Genomic DNA, 19,291 nt, shown 5'->3' with positions numbered 1-19,291 from the left:
TAGACGGCGGTGGGTACGCTTCGCTTTGCCCACCCTACGAAGTTCAGTTGAATGGGAGCCGCAATGGCCGACACATCCTTCGACGTCATCATCATCGGCTCCGGCCCCGGCGGCTATGTCACCGCGATTCGCGCCGCGCAGCTCGGCTTCAAGACCGCGATCGTCGAGAAGTCGTATCTCGGCGGCATCTGCCTGAACTGGGGCTGCATCCCGACCAAGGCGCTCTTACGCTCCGCCGAGATCTACCACTACATGCAGCACGCGAAGGATTACGGCCTGTCGGCCGACAACGTCTCGTTCGATCCGAAGGCGGTGGTGCAGCGTTCGCGCGGCGTCTCGAAGCGGCTCAACGACGGCGTCGGCTTCCTGATGAAGAAGAACAAGGTCAGCGTGATCTGGGGCGCGGCCTCGATCGACGCGCCTGGCAAGGTCACGGTGAAGAAGTCCGACGTCGAGGCCCCGAAGGGTGCGCTGGGCGAGGGGAGCTACCAGGCCAAGCACATCATCGTCGCGACCGGCGCGCGCCCGCGGGTGCTGCCCGGGCTCGAGCCCGACAAGAAGCTGATCTGGACCTATTTCGAGGCGATGGTGCCGGAGCGGATGCCGAAGTCGCTGCTGGTCGTCGGCTCCGGCGCGATCGGCATCGAGTTCGCCTCGTTCTTCCACACCATGGGCTCTGATGTCACCGTGGTCGAGGTGCTGCCGCAGATCCTGCCCGTCGAGGACGCCGAGATCGCGGGCCTGGCGCGAAAGCGCTTCGAAAAGCAGGGCATCAAGATCCTGTCCTCGACCAAGGTGACGAAGCTCGAGAAGAAGGCCGACAGCGTCGTCGCCACCATCGACGACGGCAAGAAGCCGGTGACGGTCGAGTTCGAGCGGGTGATTTCGGCGGTCGGCGTGGTCGGCAATATCGAAGGGCTTGGGCTGGAAAAGCTCGGCGTCAAAACCGACCGCGGCTGTATCGTGATCGACGGCTACGGCAAGACCAACATCCCCGGCATCTACGCCATCGGCGACGTTGCCGGCCCCCCGATGCTCGCGCACAAGGCCGAGCATGAGGGCGTGATCTGCATCGAGGCCATCAAGGGTCTGCACCCGCACGCCATGGACAAGAACCTGATCCCGGGCTGCACCTACTGCCAGCCGCAAGTCGCCTCCGTCGGTCTCACCGAAGCCAAGGCCAAGGAGAATGGCCGCGAGATCCGTGTCGGCCGCTTCCCCTTCGTCGGCAACGGCAAGGCGATCGCGCTCGGCGAGGACCAGGGCCTGGTCAAGGTGATCTTCGACAAGAAGACCGGCCAGCTGCTCGGCGCCCACATGATCGGCGCGGAAGTCACCGAGCTGATCCAGGGCTATGTGGTGGCCATGAACCTGGAGACCACGGAAGAAGAGCTGATGCACACGGTGTTCCCGCATCCGACGCTGTCGGAGATGATGAAGGAAGCCGTGCTGGATGCTTATGGGCGTGTGTTGAATATCTAGAATAGGGCCTTCAATGGCGGCTCATGACGGTTGGTCAGAGACTGGCAACAATATCCTTGCGCCAAAATTGCTGGCCAAAGTTCGGGACATTCTGGAACATGAGCCGATTATTCTGGAACACCGATTGTACGCGGGGAGTTCTGCTCCACTGATGCTAATCTTCGACGATTACGAAGATTTTGTCCGCCACCTGGAATCGCGCGCCCGTCCCGGCGATCATCTACTTATTTGGGGCTACTCCGGTCTGTGCAGGGACGATAATATCGCGCTCGATGCAAAGTACCCCGACGCTGCGGGCCGAACCCCGCGCGGCGGTGCTTATTGAAGGTCTAACCGCAAACCCAAATGAAAGAACAGTTGTGAAAGACAACGACAACCTCACCATCGAACGCCCGACCTTCGTCACCCATCTCGAATGCGCGATGGAAGGCGACCGCTACGCCGCCGATGAGGTCCACAACCTCTCCAAGGCCGGCAAGCCGCTGCTGGTGCGCTACGACCTCCCTCGGGTGAAGAAGGCGCTGACCAAGGACGCGCTGAGCCAGCGCCCCGCCGACATGTGGCGCTACCGCGAGCTGCTGCCGGTGCGCAAATGCAAGGACATCGTCTCGCTCGGCGAGGTCACGACGCCGCTGATCCGGCTGCCGAAGCTCGGGGAGAAGCTCGGTGGCGGCGAGATCATCGTCAAGGACGAGGGGCGGCTGCCGACCGGCTCGTTCAAGGCGCGCGGGCTGGTGATGGCGGTGTCGATGGGAAAGGCGCTCGGCATCAAGCACATGGCGATGCCGACGAATGGTAATGCCGGCGCGGCGCTCGCGGCCTACGCGACATCCTGCGGCATCAAGACCACGATCTTCTGCCCGGCTGATACGCCGGAGGTGAACGTCAGCGAGATCGAACTCCAGGGCGCGACCGTCTACCGCGTCAACGGCTATATCGACGATTGCGGCAAGATCGTCGGCGAGGGGAAAGCAAAAGTCGGCTGGTTCGACACCTCGACGCTGAAGGAGCCCTACCGCATCGAGGGCAAGAAGACGATGGGCCTGGAGCTCGCCGAACAGCTCGGCTGGGACGTGCCCGACGTCATCTTCTATCCGACCGGCGGCGGAACCGGCCTGATCGGCATGTGGAAGGCGTTTGACGAGCTGGAGAAGATCGGCTTCATCGGCGCGAAGCGTCCGCGCATGGTCGCGGTGCAGGCCTCCGGCTGTGCGCCGATGGTGCGGGCCTACGAGGCCGGCACGGAGCATGCGACGCGCTGGGAGGACGCCCACACCATCGCGTCCGGCATCCGCGTGCCGCAGGCGATCGGCGATTTCCTGATCCTGCGCGCGGTGCGCGAGAGCAAGGGCTTTGCCATCGCGGTCGACGACGACAAGATCTCGTCGGCGCTGAACGAGGTCGCACGCGAGGAGGGGCTGTTGCTGTGCCCCGAGGGCGCCGCGACCTACGCCGCCTACAAGGCGAGCCTCGCCGACGGCCGCGTCAGCAAGACCGACCGCGTGATGCTGTTCAACTGCGCCACCGGCCTGAAGTACCCGCTGCCGCCGGTGACCCGCACGCTCGACCGGCACAAGCCGATCGACTTCTCGCAGTTCTAGAAGTTCTCCCTCGCCCCGTTCTTGCGGGGCCGCGGCGAGCTTCGCTCGCGCTGAGAGGCTAGGGGTGGGGGGCCTGCTTCCGCAAACGCATTGGCAGAAGGTCTCGCGGAGGCTCCCCCTCACCCGAATTCGCGCTGCGCACGAATTCGACCTCTCCCCGCAAGCGGGGCGAGGTAAGGAAAAAGCAAAAATCGCTGCGGAGGACACAATGACGAAGCCCGTCTGGGCCGCGCTGATCGGCATCCTTGCTGTCACGAGCGCCGTGCGCGCCGATGATTATCCCTCACGTCCCATCACCGTCATCGTGCCCTTCGCCGCCGGCGGTCCGTCGGACGCGATGGCCCGCGTGCTTGCCGAGCGCATGCGGACGTCGCTCGGCCAACCGCTGGTGATCGAGAATGTCACCGGCGCCGGCGGCTCGATCGGCGTCGGCCGCGCCGTGCATTCCCCGCCGGACGGCTACACGATCTCCTTCGGCCATCTCGGCACCCATGTCGCCAACGGCGCCGTCTACAAGCTCAACTACGACCTTGTCGCCGATCTGGAGCCGGTGGTGCTGTTGCCGAGCAACCCGATGATCGTGGTCAGCAAGAATGCCGTGCCTGCGGCCTCGTTGAAGGAGCTCCTGGCGTGGCTGAAGTCGCGGCCGTCGTCGGCAACGGCCGGTACCGCCGGCGCGGGCTCCGGCAGCCACATCGCCGGCGTTTATTTCGAGAGCGTCAGCGGCATCAAGCTGCAATACGTGCCGTATCGCGGCACCGCGCCTGCGTTGAACGACCTCATCGCCGGCCAGATCGACCTCATCGTCGACCAGACCTCCAACTCCATCAACCAGGTCCGCGCCGGCACCATCCGTGCCTACGCGATCACCGACGACAAGCGCCTGCCGTCGGCGCCGGAGATCCCGACCGCGGAGGAGGCGGGGCTGAAAGGCTTCAACATGACGCTGTGGTCGGGCCTGTGGGTGCCGAAGGGCACGCCGAAGGAGATCGTCACCAGGCTCAACGCTGCGGCCGTGGAAGCGCTGAACGATCCCGCCGTGAAGAAACAGCTCGAAAGCCAGGGCCTGGAGATGACGCCCCAGGATCAGCTCACCCCTGAAGCCCTCGGCACGCGCCAGAAGGCGGAGATCGCGAAATGGTGGCCGATCATCAAGGCGGCGAACATCAAGGTGGATTGAGGCGCATCGCCGCCTCGTTCACGGCCACGACGACGAGATTCCTCGCCGTGAAGAGGGCTCGAGGCTGCTGCATCACGTCCTGGCTTCACCGAGCCCCGTCAGGGCCGACTCCAGACATTGAAGGAGAGCCGGCGTGGAAAACGGCTTTGCGAGAAAGCAGATGGCGCCAGCCTTCAGCGCGCGCTCGCGCACGGTATCGTCGGGAAAGGCCGTCATGAAGATGAAGGGCGTGCGGTGACCGAGGCCGCGCATATGCATCAACAGATCGACACCGCTCATGGCCGACATCTGCACGTCCGCGATCACGCATGACGTCAGGTGCAGTTCAGCCGATTGGAGAAATTCGTGAGCGGAGCCAAAGATGTAGACCGTGTACCCCCGCGACGTCAGAAGATTGTTCGTCGCGAGCCGGACGGAGGGATCATCGTCAATGACGGAAATGACCGAAGGGATTGACATGATCGCTCCTGATCGGGGGGGCCGCCGATCATGGTGCAGCGCCCATCGGAAAGTGGGCCCTCGGAGCGCGCTTGAAAAGCATACTTAGGTTTGCACGTTTCGCCCTGGGCGCTGGATTCCGAGCGCCTCGGTCATCCTGACGAGATCGGCCAAGGACTTCGCGCCCATCTTCCGCATGATCTGGCCGCGATAGATTTTGACGGTAATCTCCGCCAATCCGAGTTCGGCGGCGACTTGCTTGTTCATCAGGCCGGACGCAACCAGGGCGAGAATGTCGCGCTGACGCGCCGACAGGCCTTCGAAGCGAGTCCGCACGCTTGATACCGACTTCTCGGCATCGCGCCGCTTGCGATCCCGTTCGATCGCAGCCTGGACCGCATCGAGCATGTCCTGGTCGCGCACCGGCTTGGTCAGAAAATCGATGGCGCCGCTCTTCATGGCCCTGACGGTCATGGGAATATCGCCATGACCGGTGATGAAGATAATGGGCGTGTGAATGTTGGCCTTCGCGAGGTCCGCCTGGAGGTCGAAGCCGCTCGAGCCCGGCAGGCGAATGTCGAGCACAAGGCAACTGGGGACCGCCGGCGGCTTGGCTTCCATGACCTCCGCTGCCGAGCCGAAGGCTTCGACCTTGAGGCCGACGGATTGAAAGAGATTGGTGAGCGCACGGCGCATCGACGGATCGTCATCAACGATCATGACGATCGGATCATCGGCGCCCGCCTGCGCCGGCGTCGGTTTGGCGTGGTCGGTCACGACGTGTCCCCGTGCGGCAAGGGCAGCGCAATCTGGAAAGTCGCACCGCTCCCCTCATTGGGAAAGGCCGACAGCCGCCCCGCGTGAGCCTCGATGATCGACCGGCAGATCGATAGTCCCATCCCCAGGCCGCCCGACTTTGTCGTGAAAAAGGGCGTGAAGATGCGTTCCATCCCGTCCTTGTCAAGGCCGACACCGCGATCCGTGACGGTGATGAGCAGGCGGCCGTCGCCGTTCTCGCCGACTTGGCTGGAGCGGATCGCCAGTTCGCGCGGGCGGCCAACATTGGCTTCCATGGCTTCGATGCCGTTCATGACAAGGTTGATCAGCACCTGCTGGAGCTGGATCCGATCACCGCAAATCCTGGGCAGACTTGACGTCAATTCCATTCGCACCGACACGGCATGGGTGGCAAGCTCGCGCCGAACGAGGGCCAACGCCTCCCTGACGACCTGGTTGATGTCGAGTGGAACGACTTCGATTTCGGTCTTCTTCGCAAGCGCCCTGATCCTGCGGATCACCTCGCTGGCCCGATTGGCGTCCTCGACAATCCACTCCACGGAGCGGCGCGCGGCATCCAGATCGGCCGGTTCGCGGCCGAGCCAGCCGATGCAGGCGTCTGCATTGGAGATCACGGCAGCCAGAGGCTGGGTGATTTCGTGGGCTATCGAGGCGGTCAGTTCGCCGAGCATCGTAACGCGCGTGACATGGGCGAGCTCGGCTTGGGCCTTGCGCAGCGCTTCCTCGGCCTGCTCGGCGCGGGTCGCCGCCGTCACATCGCTGCTGACGCCACGATAGCCGCGAAAATGGCCGTTCGCGTCGTGGAAGGGCTTGCCGCTGGTGCGCACGTAGATTGGAGATCCGTTGCGATCCCTGCTGCGATAAACCAGGTCGCGAAACGGAAGGTGGGCATCGAGGGCCGCGCGATGCTGCTCCCACTTCTCGGGCTCGAGCTCGGCATCGGGCGGAATGTCCCAACGGGTCAGGCCGATCAAGCCCGTCGGCGCAGCAATGGCCGTATCGGCGTGTTCCGAGATCCGGGTGATACGGTGATCCGGCCCGGTCTCCCAAAACCAGTCCGATGCGGTTTCGGCATAGTCGCGGAACCGCTGCTCGGACTCCTTGAGCTCGTCAAATGCCTTTTGCAGCGCTTCTTTTGCGACGAACTGCTCGGTGACGTCGACGTGCGTGCCGATAATTTCATTTACCTCGCCGTCGCTGCCCGTGACGGGATGTCCTTCCGTATGGACGCGTCTTATCGAACCGTCCGGACGCGCAATCCGAAAGTCAATTTCGAAGGGCTCCCTTTGCTGCACCGCCTGACGTTCCACGTCGACAATTCGTCGAAAGTCCTCGGGAAGGATCCGTTGCTGGAAAGCCTTGGCCGGCACATCGAGCTGGTCCGGATCAAATCCGAACAGGCGGTAGAGTTCATTCGATCGGTAAGCGAACTCCTGACGACTCACGTCCCAGGCCCAGCTGCTGGTATGGCTAAGGCGCTGGGCTTCGGCCAAATAGGCCTCGCTGCGACGCAACCTCTGGTCCGCTTCTTTTGTGATCGTGACGTCGGTGACAGCCCCGGCAAACTCGACGCGCCCTGATGCATGTCTCACCGCGCGCGCCACGGAATGGAGATATTTGACCGATCCATCAGGCATCAGCAGGCGATACTCGTGGTCGTAATCCTCCGCTTCGCGCAAGGCTCTATCGAGGGTCTTGCGGACCGCATCGCGATCTTCCGGATGGATGCGCTGAAAAACAAAATCCAGGGTCGGCTTCACCGCCGGGTCGCATTGGAAGATGCGAAAGGTTTCCCTCGACCAGACGATCGCGCCGGTCGCGGCGTTCAGGCCGAAGCTGCCGGTGCGGCTCAGTTCCTGAGCCTGGGCGAGGTAGGCCTCGCTCTGGCGCAGCGCATCCTCGGCCTCCTTGCGCTGGGTGATGTTTTCACAGGCGACCAGGACGATCGGCGTGCCGTCGCGGCGCAGCATGGCCTTGGCGTTTTCACGGACCCAGAGGACCGAGCCGTCCTTCCGGATCTTGCGGATCTCCCAGGTATGCGACTGGTCCACGGTTTCCAGGCACAACGCGACGCATCGGCGAACGAGGTCGTGATCTTCCTCGAAGAAGACGTTCAGCACGGATTGGCCGGTCAGCTCGGCCGCCGTGTAGCCCAGTTGCGCGGCGCCGAATGTATTGACGTTGAGCACCGTTCCGGCCGGATCGATCATGAAGTACATGACCGGATTGTGCTCGAACACCTCGCGCCATTGCTTCACGGCGTCGCGCAGCTCGCTGTCCTGCCGCCAGTCATCTCCGACCGCAGGCTTGTCCTTCGCTCCGTTGCCGAGAGATCGAAGCGCCGCAAGGCCGCCGAGCAGCAATTGAGCGGCCGAATTGCCAAGTTTCGCGATCTGGCCAGGCATCATCGCATGCGTCCCGGCTCGCTGGGGTCAATGCGAGTAGAGCATTTTGCGACAAGAGGGGCAATTGCCTCAGACCAAGCAGGACTCTGCCTCCGACCAAAGTCGGGCTCTGCGTCGAAAACTCGCGGGCTCCGTGCAGCCTGCGAGCCATGCGCCGTCTCGTTGCGCCCAGGCAAAGTCCGCAAGACTACGGGACAAACCTACGTATAGCTCGCGCATCCCTAGTCATACCGTGCATTTACCTCCGTACAATTGAGCGATCCGTTGCATAGGGCCTAGTCTCACTGCCAATCCAGTGGAGTCGATTGCGAACCACAACCCGCCGCGTAGCTCGGCGTGATGCACCTTAGAGGCTCCGCCTCTGCCGTTGCCCTGACCGGCCGCATGACTTGGCGGGTCACGATTGAGAAGCCGCATTCATTGACGACGTGGTGACCGCTCACCAGGAAAGCCAGGACCCATAAGAGGCCAAGAGGAGAGGATCATGTGCGATAAGTCCGAACAATCCGAACGTCGTCCTGCCGAAAACGGCTGCGCCGTCTGCGGCGGGAAGTTTGGCCTGATCCGATATTATTCCTGGCGAACGCCGCTCTGCTCAAGGAAATGCCTCGATCGCTTCAGGGCGCGCCGCGAGCGCGACCGCCGATGGCTGTTTCAATTTCAGGCGGCGTGAGGATCAGCCCAGTTCGGCAGTTCTGAATCAGGAGGCTGAATTGAACCGTGCCTGCAAGCTCCTGTTGGCGATCGCGCTGCCGCTTCCGGTGATGACGGGAGTGGCGGCCGAGGAGGTCAGGCAGGATGGTGCACATCGTCACCATCCGTCCCAGGATCGGCTTCTGCACGAGAAGTTCTATTCGAGCTGGCACATGCCCGACAATCCGGTGCTGAGTTGCTGCAACAACGCAGATTGCTATCCGACCGAGGTTCAGTACGTCGACGGCAGGATCTACGCCCGGCGCCGGGAAGACGGCAAATACATCCTCATCCCGTCCCAGAAGGTCGAGCGAAACAGGGACAATCCTGACGGCCGCAACCATCTTTGCGCGCCGCCGCCGTCCGCCTCTCTGGTCGACACGGTCTACTGCTTCGCGCTGGGAGGTGCCACGTGAGATTCATACTGGTGAACGGCAGAACCCCTTTCCGCAAGACGTTCTGTCTGTGGTGCTGCGAGCAGATCAGCACCGGCTATCTGCGCGACGCCAGGACGCAGCTGCCTTACTGCGGCTACGAGTGCTACGCGCTGCATGGCGAAGTTGCGCCGTTGATCGAGGGGCGTACGCGAGCGGCGTCTTGAGCGGACACGTGGTCGAGACGATCGGCGGTGCGCCCGCCGGCAGGAGAGGACACGACCTTGAAATTCATGCTCGTCAATCATGGACGACCCAGCCACGGCGCCACCTGCAGCGCCTGCGCCCAGCCGTTGGGCGCGAGTTACGTCCGCCATGTGTCCACGCAACGGCGGTATTGCGACACTGATTGCTACCGGCAATATCAGCAGCAGGCCATGGAAATGCTTTGGCCTTACCGCACTTCGCTCGAGGCCATCACGCTGTTGGCGGCCATTTCGAGCTGGAGCTGGATGATGCAGATGGGCGCGCTCTCGCGCTCGCTGACCGAGGCATATCTGCGCGCGCACAGCCTTCCCGCCCCGGAAGGAGGTGACGGCTAGCCGAGCAATGCTGGCCGCGCAGAGAAGTCGGCCGCAGTCACTGCATCGAGCTTCGCGCCGCGTCCAGCCCCGGCGTTGCGAGGCTAAGGTGCAGGGGCTGCGGCCGATGCCGTTGGTGCCGCGCTGACCTCATGCGTCGTGACGCGCTGCTCGGACTTCGCCGTGGCGGGGCTGCTGCCCTCGAACCGCGCGCGGTAGACCAGCACGTTCTCGATCACGCGCTGGACGTAGTTGCGGGTCTCCGACAGGGGAATGCGCTCGACCCAGTCGACCGGATCGACCTTGGGGTCGCGCGGATCGCCGCGCGCCTGCACCCATTCGCGCACGCGGCCGCGGCCGGCATTGTAGCCGGCGAAGGTCATGATCTGGTTGCCGCGATATTCCGACAGCAGCGCGCTGAGCTCGGCCGCACCCATCTGCGTGTTGTAGACGGGGTCGGAGACCATCCTGTCCCAGTCATAGGTCAGGCCGAAGCGTTTTGCGGTGTCGCGCCCGGCTTCGGGCGTCACCTGCATCAGGCCGACGGCGTTGGCGGGGGACTTGTCGCGCTGGTCGAACGAGCTTTCGGTGCGCGCCACCGAATAGATCACGCTGGTCTCGATTGCGGGCGCGACCTGCTTGTGCTCGGGAATGCCGATGGTCGGGAACGCGTAATGGTCGAGCGCGAGCCCGCGCGCCAGCGCCGACTTGCCGACCTCGAGCATCGCGCGGGCATCGTTGCGCCGACCGGCGAGCTCGCCGAGCGCTTCGAGCGCTGCGACCTCGGTGCTCTCCTTGGCGAAGTCCTCGACGTAATAAAACACCGTGTCGCGCTCGCCGATCCCGTACAGTATGTCGGCGGCGCGCACGCGTTCGTCCGCGGGCGGTGTGTCGGCCGCGGCCAGCACGGGCGAGGGCGGACGCAGCTCGATCCGGTCGAGGCCGAGGCGCGCCCGAGCGAGCTGGCCGTAATAGGCCGTCGGATAGCGCGCCGCCGCCTGATAGCTCATGCGCGCGTCGACGGTTGCGCCCATCGCCTCGGCGGCACGGCCGCGCCAGTAATGCGCGCGCGACAGCGCGAGCGGATTGGGCGAGCCCTCGTCGATCGCGGCGAAATGCACCATCGCCGTCCTGGGATCGTCGAGATAGCGCAGCGCGATCCAGCCGCACATGAAATGGTAGTCGACGCGGTAGACCTCCATCGCCGGCACGGCCGCCGCACGCACCACGTCATAGGCGGTCTTGAACTTGCCCTGGTCGAGCAGTTTTCGCGCCAGCAGGCGCCGCTCGCGCCACCAGGCATCGGTGTCCTGCGCCGCCATCGTGTCGGGCGCGGCCGCCAGGATCACATCGGCGGCGTCGTCGATGCGGTCGTTCTGGAGATGCCATTGCGCGCGGCAAAGCACATAGCCGAGATCGCGGCGCGCGTCGGTCGAAACGTCCTCGAGATAGTCCCGCGCCTTGTTGGCCTTGCCGGTGACCGCGGCGCAGGCCTTGACGATCGCGAGCGCATCCTCGCCGAGCCGCTTGGCGGCGCGCCGTGCCCCGGCGTAGTCCTTGGCGCCCAGACGCTTGTCCATGCGGGCGCGATGATCATCAGTGGTCAGAAGATCGCGGAACGCCTCGTAAGAGTCCTCCTCGCTGCGTTCGGACAATTCGTCGGTGCGCCAGGCCTCGCGCACGAGACGCGCGGCCCTGTCGCTGTCGCCCTCGGCGAGCAGCACGCGGGCGAGCGCGAATTTGCCCTTGGCGCTGGTCGGCCGGTCCATGGTGAATCTGTGCACGGTGGCCGCGTCGCTCTTCTCCTGCCACAGCCGCGCTTCGGCGCGCCGGCGCAGCAGCGCGCTGCTCGGCCAGTCCGGGTTGGCGGCGAGGAAGGCGGCGTAGCGCTTGAATGGCGCGGTGCTCTCGGAATGGCGCAACATGAACCAGTCGGCGAGCTTCTGTCCGGCGGGATCGGCAATGCGGTCGCGCGCCGCGCTTGCATCATCGGTCTTGCCCTTGCGGGCCAGATCGATCGCGTCCTTCAGCGCGGCGAGATCGCCGGTGAGCGGCGGGGCTGCCGGCTTGTCCGAGGGCTCGTCGTCGGGCTTCTTCGACTTGCGTTTGGCAGCGGCGTGCTTGCCATGGCGCGACTTGGCCGCCGCGGCATGGCGCTGCTTGCCGGATTTCGCTTCATGCGTCTTCTTCGACGCGGATGATTTGTGACTGCTCTTCGCTGCCAACTCGGTGGGGAGAAAGGCCAAAGCGGCCACGGCAACGACACACGCGAGCGAGCGTAGGCACTGGTTCATTCCGTGGTCCCCCTGCGAAACCAGTACAAACCAAAGTCCGCGACGACATGCGGCTCGAGAATCAAGACGACATCAAAAACGATGACACAGCATCGTTTCGCATTCCTCACGCTCACGCAACAATGCGGCAAAATACGGATGGAAGGCGGGAACTCGTGCAACGGGGGATAGAAGTAGCGCCTTTAATCTTTGTTAACGAATGGGGCGCGCGCGACGGTGGCAGGCGGTTCAGGACGCCAAGAACAGCCGGATTGCGCGTGTTCCCAAGCCAGAATCCGGTGTATTGAGGTCCCCAGACCCCCTTTTCAGCCATTGTCCCGGACCCATGCCGATTTTCAACCAGTCGATCCGGCGCAAGATCGTCGGGATCGCCCTCGGATTGATCGTCCTGATGCTGGTCACCTCGATCCTGTCGATGGTGATGTCCAGCCAGGTCGGCATCCTCCTGGACGAGCTGACCGATCGCTACATCCCGGCCTACGGGCACCTGGCGCGCGCCAATATCCGCTCGCTGGAGCGGTCGGTGGCGCTGCGGCGGATGGTTATGATGAAGATGCAGGCGCCCTCAGAGGAGGAGGCCTATGCGGCGCGCCTGCGCGAGTTCGAGGAAGCGGACCGGAAGATCGACGAGGAGGCCGAGAGTGCGCGCAAGCACATCAACGCGATCATCGACGACACCAGGACACATTCCGACAATGCGGCGCTGGCGCGGATCGAAACGCGCATCGAGACCGTCGTCACCGAGCTGCGGCAGGGGATGAACGAGGAACACGCCAAGTTGCTCAAACAGGTCGATGCCAAGCAGATGACGGAGATGCGCGGCACGCTGGAGCATCTCGACGCGCTGCGTGACCAGTTCAACCAGAAGATCGACGCGATCCGCGCGGACATGCTCAAGCAGGTCTTCGCCAGCACGGCGCAGGTGATCGGCCACCAGCGCCAGGCGATGATCGTTTCGGGCATTGTGACCATCCTCGCGGCGATCGTCGGATTTGTCTTTGCGCTATTGGTCTCCGGTGGCATCACGCGTCCGGTGCGGCTGTTGCTGGCCGGCACCCGCGAGGTCGAGGCCGGCCGCTTCGACAAGGCCATCACGGTGTCGACGCAGGACGAGATCGGCGAGCTCGCCGCCGCCTTCAACCGGATGGTCGAGCAGTTGCGCCACAACGAGCGGATCCGCGAGACCTTCGGCCGCTACATCGATCCCAAGGTGGTGCAGGGGCTGATCGAGCGGCCGGAAGTCGCCATCGACGGCCAGCGCCGGGTGATGACCATCATGTTCTGCGACATGAGCGGCTTCACCTCGATGAGCGAGGGCATGACCCCGCGCGGCCTCGTCAAGGTGATGAACCACTATTTCACGCTGATGTCCGGCCCAATCAGGAACAACCGCGGCGTCATCGACAAATATATCGGCGACGCCATCATGTCCTATTGGGGGCCGCCCTTCATCGAGGAGGACGAGCAGGCGCTTCTCGCCGGCTGTGCTGCCATCGACATGGCCGATCAGGTGCCGGCGCTCCAGAAGCAGTTGCCGGATCTCCTCGGCATCCGCGCCATGCCGGTGCCGTGCGACTTGCGGATCGGTATCGCCACCGGCGAGGTCTTGACCGGAAGCATCGGCTCCGAGCTGATGATGAGCTTCACCGTGATGGGCGATGCCGTGAACCTCGCCTCGCGGCTCGAGGCCGTCAACAAGGTCTACGGCACCCGCATCCTGATCTCGCAGGCGACCGCGGATGCGATCGGATCGGGTCTCGAACTCCGCGAGGTTGATCGTCTCGCGGTCGCCGGCCAGAGCGCGCCGCAGCCCATCTTCGAGGTGATGGGCAGGGCGGGCGCGCTCACGACGCAGCAGGAAAGCTTGCGCGCGCATTATGCCGACGGCCTCGCCGCCTATCGCGCCCGCCGTTTCGACGACGCACGTGCCGCCTTCAACGCGGCGCTCGAAGCCGTTCCCGGCGACGGTCCCTCGCGCACCATGCTCGCCCGCATCGCGCAGTTCGAGGCCAATCCGCCGGACGCCGGCTGGGACGGCGCCTGGCGGCTGGAGCAGAAGTAATTATTTCACTCCCCTCGGTGTCGTCCCGGCGAAGGCCGGGACCCATAACCCCAGGGGCAGTTTGGCGAAGACTCGCCGTTCAGTACTGCTGCCTTCCGCAATCGAGAGATCACGCGGTATGGGTTCCGGCCTTCGCCGGGACGACATTGGAGAGGCTGCATCCTCACCATTTGAACGAAGCGGCCACCTCGTAACTCCGCGGTGCGCCCAGGATGATCTGGTCGGTGTAACCGGGATCGCCCCAGGCGGCGTAGAGCTTGTTTGTCAGGTTTTTGACGCGAAAACTGATCCGGGTCTGGTCGACACCCGGGAAATAGGCCTTGGGGATGTCGACGAAGGCGAATGCGTCGAAGATCGTGTAGGCGTTCATGGTGACCAGATTGTCCTGGAAGTTGAAGCGGTCGCCGACGTGGCGGACCAGGCCACCGATCTCCACCGGCAGTTTCGTGTCGAAGCGATAGGACGCCCCGGCATTGGCGATGAAGTTCGGGACGTTCGGCGGCGTCTTGCCCGAGTACGACTGGAAGTCGCCATTGCCGTCGACATAGGTGAAGTCGATGAACCGCGACTGCACGAAGGCGACATTGCCCCACAGCTTCAGGCCGCCGACCGGGTTGACCGCGGCCGCGATCTCGATGCCCTTGGAGGCCATCTTGCCGGCGACGTTGAACAAGATGCCGCTCTCGGGGACGTAGACGTTCTTGCGTTCGATGTCGAAGGCCGAGAACGTGGCCTCGGCCCGCTTGTCGGCCGATTGCACCTTCACGCCGGTCTCATAGATCCGCGACGTCGTCAGTAGCAGCGGCGTAGTGGGCCTGAGGATGAAGATGTTCGCCACCGTCGGGTCGGCTGCCGTCGCGTACTGGCTGTAAAGCATCACGCCGGGCGCGATGTCCCAGGTGTAGCCGACGCGTCCGGTGATCGGCTTGAACGTCGTCGAGAAAGGATAGTTGGCTTTCAGGAGGCCGTTCTCGCCGAAGCGGGTCCGCGACAGCTCGATATTCTCAAAACGGATGCCGCCGATCAGGGCGAATGTCGAAGTCAGCTTCAGCCGGTCCTCGAACGACAGGGAGACGGTGTCGAGGTGGGTATAGATCTTCTCGTCGCTGCGCGGACCGTAGAGCCCGCGGTCCGGATTGATCAGGTCGACCGTGTCCGAGAAGAACAGCGTGTCCTGCGAAACGTTGAATTGCGAGCTGCTCGCCGCGACGGTGGCGACGAAGCGGTTGTCCATGCCGCCGATATTCGAGTTGACGGTAAGGTCGGTGATGTTCCCATAGAGCCGCTGCGCATGGTCCAGCGCCAGGCGCTCGCGATAGACGTTGTTCGGGCCGGAATCGTCGAACGAATTGATCTCGTTGTTGAACCAGTGCCGGTGCGCATCGTAGCCGTAGACCTGGCTGCGCAGCGAGACGCTGTTGTTGATGTCCCACTGGAAGCCGCTACGCAGCCAGAGCTCGCTGGCGCCGCTGTGGTTGTCGAGCACGTTGTAGGTGGTGGTTAGCGTGCGCGCGTCGATGGTGACCGGATTGAGCATCCCGGTGTGGCCGTTGAGGTAGTAATTGGTCCACTGGCCCGAGACGATGCCGTTCGTCGGAATGATGCCCGGAGCGTTCGCCGGCACCAGCGGCGTTCCCCAGTAGAAGCGGTCCTTGTCCTGCCTGTACTCGGCCGCGCCCCAGACCTTCAGGCTCTCGTTGACGCGATAGTTCAACTGACCGGAGACGTTGCTGAGTTTCGAATAGGTGTCGTCGATAAAACTCTTGTCGTTGAAATGGCTGATGTCGAAGCGGTAGTCGAGGCCGCCGATCAGCGTGCTGCCGCCCGAACCGTAGCCGGCGCGATAGCCGTTGAAGGAGTCGTAGGAGGTGAAGGCCTCGTTGACGATCGGCCCGGTGCGCGGTGCCTTGGTGACGTAGTTGATGGCGCCGCCGGTCGCGCCAAGGCCCGCCACCAGCGAGTCTGGTCCCTTGATGATCTCCACCTGCTGCAGATTGGAGGTGTCCATCGGACGGCCGGTCATGGTCGACGGACCGATCGGGATGCCGTTGTAGAGGGTAGAGATCTGGTCGCCGCTAAAGCCGCGCATCGAGAAGATGGCGGGTGCACCCGGCGCATCGCCGCCGGTCACGCCGACCGCCAACTTGGCGACATCAGTGGTGGTCCTGATGCCCAGCTCCCGTATGGTCTGCTGGTCGATGACCTCTACGCTCGCGGGCATCTCCCGGGCCGTGATCCCGAGCCGGGAGCCGACCTCAGTGACGGCGCCCGTGTTCAGCGGCGTTTGGACCGGGCCGCTCGGCGGTTGGGTCGCCGGAACGGCGACGACAGGGGCGCCGCGATTGCGTCCCGCGGCCCGGCGGGCCGCGCGGGATCGCTGATTGCCGGGGCCGACGGCCGGAGCCGGCTTCGGAGTGGGCGGTGAGACGATGACCGGGCCAACCTCCCGGGACCGGTTGTCCTGAACCGCGCTCTGGGCGACGGCAGTGGAAGACAACGACGCCGACGAGAGCGCGGCAATCAGGAAAACACGCGAAAACGCTGGCGCAACGCCAGCACCGATATGAAGATTTTGCACGACAACGCTCTGCGGCGACGCAAACAGACTGTCACCGCGGTTGCCTTAGCCATCTACCTTCGCCCCAAGCGGCAGATGCACCGGCTACTTGTCCGACATCGGGGCACCCCGCCCAATGCGTTCGCGCGTGACCATGGCTGGCAGCAGGTTTCCTGGCTCGCGGGTCATCGCCTTCGACCACCTTCCCAGAGGCCCGCGTGGGGCTCCAGTGGTTTGTTTGGTCGTCGGCTATCCGCCTACAGTTGCGGGGGCAGCCGCGGAATTGCCCGCCGAGACGGACGCACCGCATTCCCTTGAAGAGTCCTTGCAGACACTACCGCCGATGAAACTGGCATCTGCCAGAGAGCGCGTCAATATGTGGCTACCTCCCGGCTGCCTGCCTCGATGTCGCAACGAGCTCACGAAGGCGTCGCCTTGAACAAAAGAAATTCTACCCCATAACGATGTTCGCCGTGACCTATTTCCCGGGCTTAGGTTGAGTGTCCTTGAGGCGTTTGATGGGGACACGCCGATGACAGACCTTCAGGACAGGCTGGAACGGTTCGAGACGCTCACCGCCGAATGCGAGCTGATCACCAAGCTCGCCACCGACGCTGCGAAGCGGGAGTTTTATCTGAAACTCGGGGAGCAGTACCGCCAGCTGGCCGCGGACATGCGGCAGGTGATCGCGGCTGCGGGCAAGGCTGCGGCCTGAGTGCGGCGGCAATCCGTTCTTAATGTTTGGCGCGCATCCTCTGGGATGCGAGCGGCGCGATTTGCGATTGCTCGCGGTGGGAGTGCCGGGGCTCGTTGCGGTGCAGCGTGCCTCGCCGATGTCGCTTTGCCGTTCCTTACAGGGCAATCCCATGCGCCTTCTTGCGGTTCTCGTGCTCGCGCTCATGACGGCGGCCTGCAATCAGGAGCAGGACATCACCGGCTCGACCGCGTCCTGCCCGATGCGGAACTACAGCTCCTATAATCCCCGCGACATGAACCAGTGCGTCAGTGCCTGCAAGGCGTGCGACCACGGCAACACGGTCACCTGCACCACGTCCTGCACGCTCAAGGGGGCGCACTGAGCGGCGCATCCGGACGCGGTCCCCGATGCGATGGAACGCCGGCGGCTGACGGTGCCGGGACACCGGAACGATTTGGATGGGATATCGTTGGAGCAGGGCAGGCAGGACGCGGAGTCCGATGGAATGGGTATGCTCGATCCCGGCCGGTTTCTGGTGTCGTGCTCGCATTGCGATGCATGGCCGATGGCGGCCAACGTCAAACGTTCGAGCTGGTCGGCGTCCCCGCATGAGGTCTGCTTCGTGTGTCCGCGCTGCCGCCGCGAGGAGACCGCGATCGTCTCGGCCTCCGGCGAATTGACGCCGATCAGGCGTATCGACATCCCGCCGCGCGACGTCGCTATCGCCTGGGCTCGGGCTCAGCGGCCGAGAGGGCGAACCTGAGCGGCAGGCGCGCCCTCGCGTTCGGGCGGTTCGCATGCGGTTCATCTCTCGACAAATGTGCTAGGATCGGGGTCGGGAGACCAATCATGGCCGCTGACATGCTTTCACCTCGTGCCGACCGTTTCCGGCTGCATCCGGTCACGCCGCGCCATGCCCCGATGTTCTGCTTCGCGCTGCTGACGGTGTCATGCGCCCTCGCAAGTTTCGCGCTCGCCTGCGCGACGCCGTTTGCGGCATTCGCCGTCGTCGCGGCCGCGATGCTGCCGCTGCGGCCGGCGCTGCTCGTCGTCACCGGAGCGTGGCTGGTGAACCAGACCATCGGCTTCGGCGTGCTGCATTACCCGATCGATGCCGGCACCATCGCCTGGGGCTTTGTCATCGGCGCCGCTGCGCTTCTGGCGACCGCGGCCTCGTCCGCCGTGCTCCGCGTGCTGCCGCAGGGACGCACACCGCTGATGCTCGCGCTCACGCTCGTCGCGGCCTACACGGCCTACGAGCTCGCGCTGCTCGCCGCGACGCCGGCCCTCGGCGGCGAGGGCGCCTTCACCGTGGCCATCGTCGCGCGCATTGGGCTGACCAGCGCCGTCTGGCTCGCCGGCCTCGTTGCCGTCTGTGAGATCGTCCGCCTGATCGATCCGTTCGGGCGCAAGGGCGCGATGTCGGCCTGAGCGGCCCTCTGGTAGCCCGGATGGAGCGCAGCGAAATCCGGGGCCGTTGTATCTGGTGGTAAGTCCCCGGATTACGCTTCGCTCCATCCGGGCTACGAGACCTTGCGTTGCCTGACGGGCAAAACACCCCCGCGATCGGTCAATCCGCTCACTCGAAAATATTCCGCTTTGCCGAAATTCGGAAATGGCGTATGTGTCGTTCATCCCGGCTTGACCTTGAGGGGCGATCTTGTGTCGTCACGTGTCGCGAGCCGGGTTGCGGTGGACGCGGCAGCGTCGGGCGCGAGAGGTTAGGGCAGGGCGGATTGCTCTCCGTGAGCCCAAAACTTCGTGCGGATGAGCGGCGCTGCTAGGTTCGTCTCGCCAGCAAGTTTCCGGCTCCGTCGACAGGGCTGGAAAAACTGCGGCGAACAAGCGAGCCGTGCGTACGGCAAAACCGTGTGGTCCTGGCCGTCGTTGCTACGGCCAAGCTGTTGCGGAGGCGGCAGTCGCGTCAACCGGCGCGGTGCCGGTGAATTTCGCGAGGGCGAGGGAGGCCAGAACGAACTCGGCTCCCGGGAGAGCACGGCATAAGCCGTCCGACCACTGCGCAGGGAAGGCCGAGTGATTGGCTACACCTGTATGCGGCATAAGCCGTCCGACCACTGCGCAGGGAAGGCCGAGTGATTGGCTACACCTGTATGCTGCTGTGCGGTTTT

At 64.2% G+C, this 19,291-nt stretch carries 18 protein-coding genes and 1 riboswitch; of the genes, 13 read left to right on the top strand and 5 right to left on the bottom strand.

Features of this window, described 5'->3' with window-relative positions:
- Positions 1 to 63 precede the first annotated feature (63 nt).
- From lpdA to ACXJMY_RS27305, 4 genes are all read left to right on the top strand, one after another.
- Positions 64 to 1,482 (top strand): dihydrolipoyl dehydrogenase, encoded by a 1,419-nt coding sequence (lpdA, locus tag ACXJMY_RS27320; RefSeq protein ID WP_456622453.1) that lies wholly within the window; start codon positions 64 to 66, stop codon positions 1,480 to 1,482.
- Between the two features lie 13 nt (positions 1,483 to 1,495).
- Positions 1,496 to 1,807 carry a hypothetical protein gene (locus tag ACXJMY_RS27315; RefSeq protein WP_456622452.1) on the top strand — a complete coding sequence of 104 codons (312 nt, stop codon included), beginning with the start codon at positions 1,496 to 1,498 and terminating at the stop codon, positions 1,805 to 1,807.
- A gap of 34 nt (positions 1,808 to 1,841) precedes the next feature.
- Entirely contained in the window at positions 1,842 to 3,083 is a 1,242-nt protein-coding gene (locus tag ACXJMY_RS27310; protein WP_456622451.1) for a threonine synthase, read from the top strand.
- Between the two features lie 208 nt (positions 3,084 to 3,291).
- Positions 3,292 to 4,263, top strand: coding sequence for a tripartite tricarboxylate transporter substrate binding protein BugD (locus ACXJMY_RS27305; protein ID WP_456622450.1), 972 nt, complete (start codon positions 3,292 to 3,294; stop codon positions 4,261 to 4,263).
- 72 nt (positions 4,264 to 4,335) lie between these two features.
- Here ACXJMY_RS27305 and ACXJMY_RS27300 read toward each other — a convergent pair whose 3' ends face one another.
- The 3 genes from ACXJMY_RS27300 to ACXJMY_RS27290 all read right to left on the bottom strand — a co-directional run bounded on the left by ACXJMY_RS27300 (position 4,336) and on the right by ACXJMY_RS27290 (position 7,907).
- On the bottom strand, positions 4,336 to 4,722 hold the full coding sequence (locus tag ACXJMY_RS27300) for a response regulator transcription factor (RefSeq protein WP_456622449.1): 387 nt from the start codon (positions 4,720 to 4,722) through the stop codon (positions 4,336 to 4,338).
- Between the two features lie 84 nt (positions 4,723 to 4,806).
- The gene (locus ACXJMY_RS27295; RefSeq protein WP_456622448.1) at positions 4,807 to 5,478 is read right to left on the bottom strand and encodes a response regulator transcription factor; all 672 of its coding nucleotides are present in this window, start codon (positions 5,476 to 5,478) and stop codon (positions 4,807 to 4,809) included.
- A complete protein-coding gene (locus ACXJMY_RS27290) occupies positions 5,475 to 7,907 on the bottom strand; it encodes a PAS domain-containing sensor histidine kinase (protein WP_456622447.1) in 2,433 nt (810 codons plus the stop codon). Before ACXJMY_RS27290 ends, ACXJMY_RS27295 begins: the two co-directional genes overlap by 4 nt.
- 481 nt (positions 7,908 to 8,388) lie before the next feature.
- On the opposite strand from ACXJMY_RS27290, the gene ACXJMY_RS27285 reads away from it, so the two are divergent.
- The 4 genes from ACXJMY_RS27285 to ACXJMY_RS27270 are packed head-to-tail and all read left to right on the top strand — an operon-like array spanning position 8,389 to position 9,573.
- On the top strand, positions 8,389 to 8,577 hold the full coding sequence (locus ACXJMY_RS27285; RefSeq protein WP_456622446.1) for a hypothetical protein: 189 nt from the start codon (positions 8,389 to 8,391) through the stop codon (positions 8,575 to 8,577).
- A 40-nt stretch (positions 8,578 to 8,617) separates the two neighbouring features.
- Positions 8,618 to 9,013 (top strand): hypothetical protein, encoded by a 396-nt coding sequence (locus ACXJMY_RS27280; RefSeq protein ID WP_456622445.1) that lies wholly within the window; start codon positions 8,618 to 8,620, stop codon positions 9,011 to 9,013.
- Positions 9,010 to 9,198 carry a hypothetical protein gene (locus ACXJMY_RS27275; protein ID WP_456622444.1) on the top strand — a complete coding sequence of 63 codons (189 nt, stop codon included), beginning with the start codon at positions 9,010 to 9,012 and terminating at the stop codon, positions 9,196 to 9,198. Before ACXJMY_RS27280 ends, ACXJMY_RS27275 begins: the two co-directional genes overlap by 4 nt.
- 57 nt (positions 9,199 to 9,255) lie before the next feature.
- Entirely contained in the window at positions 9,256 to 9,573 is a 318-nt protein-coding gene (locus ACXJMY_RS27270; protein ID WP_456622443.1) for a hypothetical protein, read from the top strand.
- A gap of 83 nt (positions 9,574 to 9,656) precedes the next feature.
- Here the strand turns inward: ACXJMY_RS27270 and ACXJMY_RS27265 are convergent, their stop codons facing one another.
- Entirely contained in the window at positions 9,657 to 11,846 is a 2,190-nt protein-coding gene (locus ACXJMY_RS27265; protein ID WP_456622442.1) for a lytic transglycosylase domain-containing protein, read from the bottom strand.
- Positions 11,847 to 12,171: 325 nt separating this feature from the next.
- Here ACXJMY_RS27265 and ACXJMY_RS27260 point away from each other — a divergent pair, with 325 nt between their 5' ends.
- A complete protein-coding gene (locus ACXJMY_RS27260; protein ID WP_456622441.1) occupies positions 12,172 to 13,908 on the top strand; it encodes an adenylate/guanylate cyclase domain-containing protein in 1,737 nt (578 codons plus the stop codon).
- A 163-nt stretch (positions 13,909 to 14,071) separates the two neighbouring features.
- On the opposite strand, the gene ACXJMY_RS27255 is transcribed toward ACXJMY_RS27260, so the two are convergent.
- Positions 14,072 to 16,129: a TonB-dependent receptor gene (locus ACXJMY_RS27255; RefSeq protein ID WP_456622440.1), complete on the bottom strand. Its 2,058-nt coding sequence runs from the start codon at positions 16,127 to 16,129 to the stop codon at positions 14,072 to 14,074.
- A 482-nt stretch (positions 16,130 to 16,611) separates the two neighbouring features.
- Positions 16,612 to 16,822: riboswitch (cobalamin riboswitch) on the bottom strand.
- A 175-nt stretch (positions 16,823 to 16,997) separates the two neighbouring features.
- Here ACXJMY_RS27255 and ACXJMY_RS27250 point away from each other — a divergent pair.
- The 4 genes from ACXJMY_RS27250 (at position 16,998) to ACXJMY_RS27235 (ending at position 18,593) form a co-directional block, all read left to right on the top strand.
- Positions 16,998 to 17,180 carry a hypothetical protein gene (locus ACXJMY_RS27250; protein ID WP_456622439.1) on the top strand — a complete coding sequence of 61 codons (183 nt, stop codon included), beginning with the start codon at positions 16,998 to 17,000 and terminating at the stop codon, positions 17,178 to 17,180.
- 151 nt (positions 17,181 to 17,331) lie between these two features.
- A complete protein-coding gene (locus ACXJMY_RS27245) occupies positions 17,332 to 17,544 on the top strand; it encodes a hypothetical protein (protein WP_456622438.1) in 213 nt (70 codons plus the stop codon).
- A 123-nt stretch (positions 17,545 to 17,667) separates the two neighbouring features.
- Positions 17,668 to 17,925, top strand: a complete 258-nt coding sequence (locus tag ACXJMY_RS27240; RefSeq protein ID WP_456622437.1) for a hypothetical protein — start codon at positions 17,668 to 17,670, stop codon at positions 17,923 to 17,925.
- An 86-nt stretch (positions 17,926 to 18,011) separates the two neighbouring features.
- The gene (locus tag ACXJMY_RS27235; protein ID WP_456622436.1) at positions 18,012 to 18,593 is read left to right on the top strand and encodes a hypothetical protein; all 582 of its coding nucleotides are present in this window, start codon (positions 18,012 to 18,014) and stop codon (positions 18,591 to 18,593) included.
- The last annotated feature ends 698 nt before the right edge of the window (positions 18,594 to 19,291 follow it).

The organism is Bradyrhizobium sp. P5_C12 (assembly GCF_054049735.1).
The sequence above is the reverse complement of the archived record's forward strand: the minus strand, read 5'-3'. Positions and strand labels throughout refer to the sequence as shown.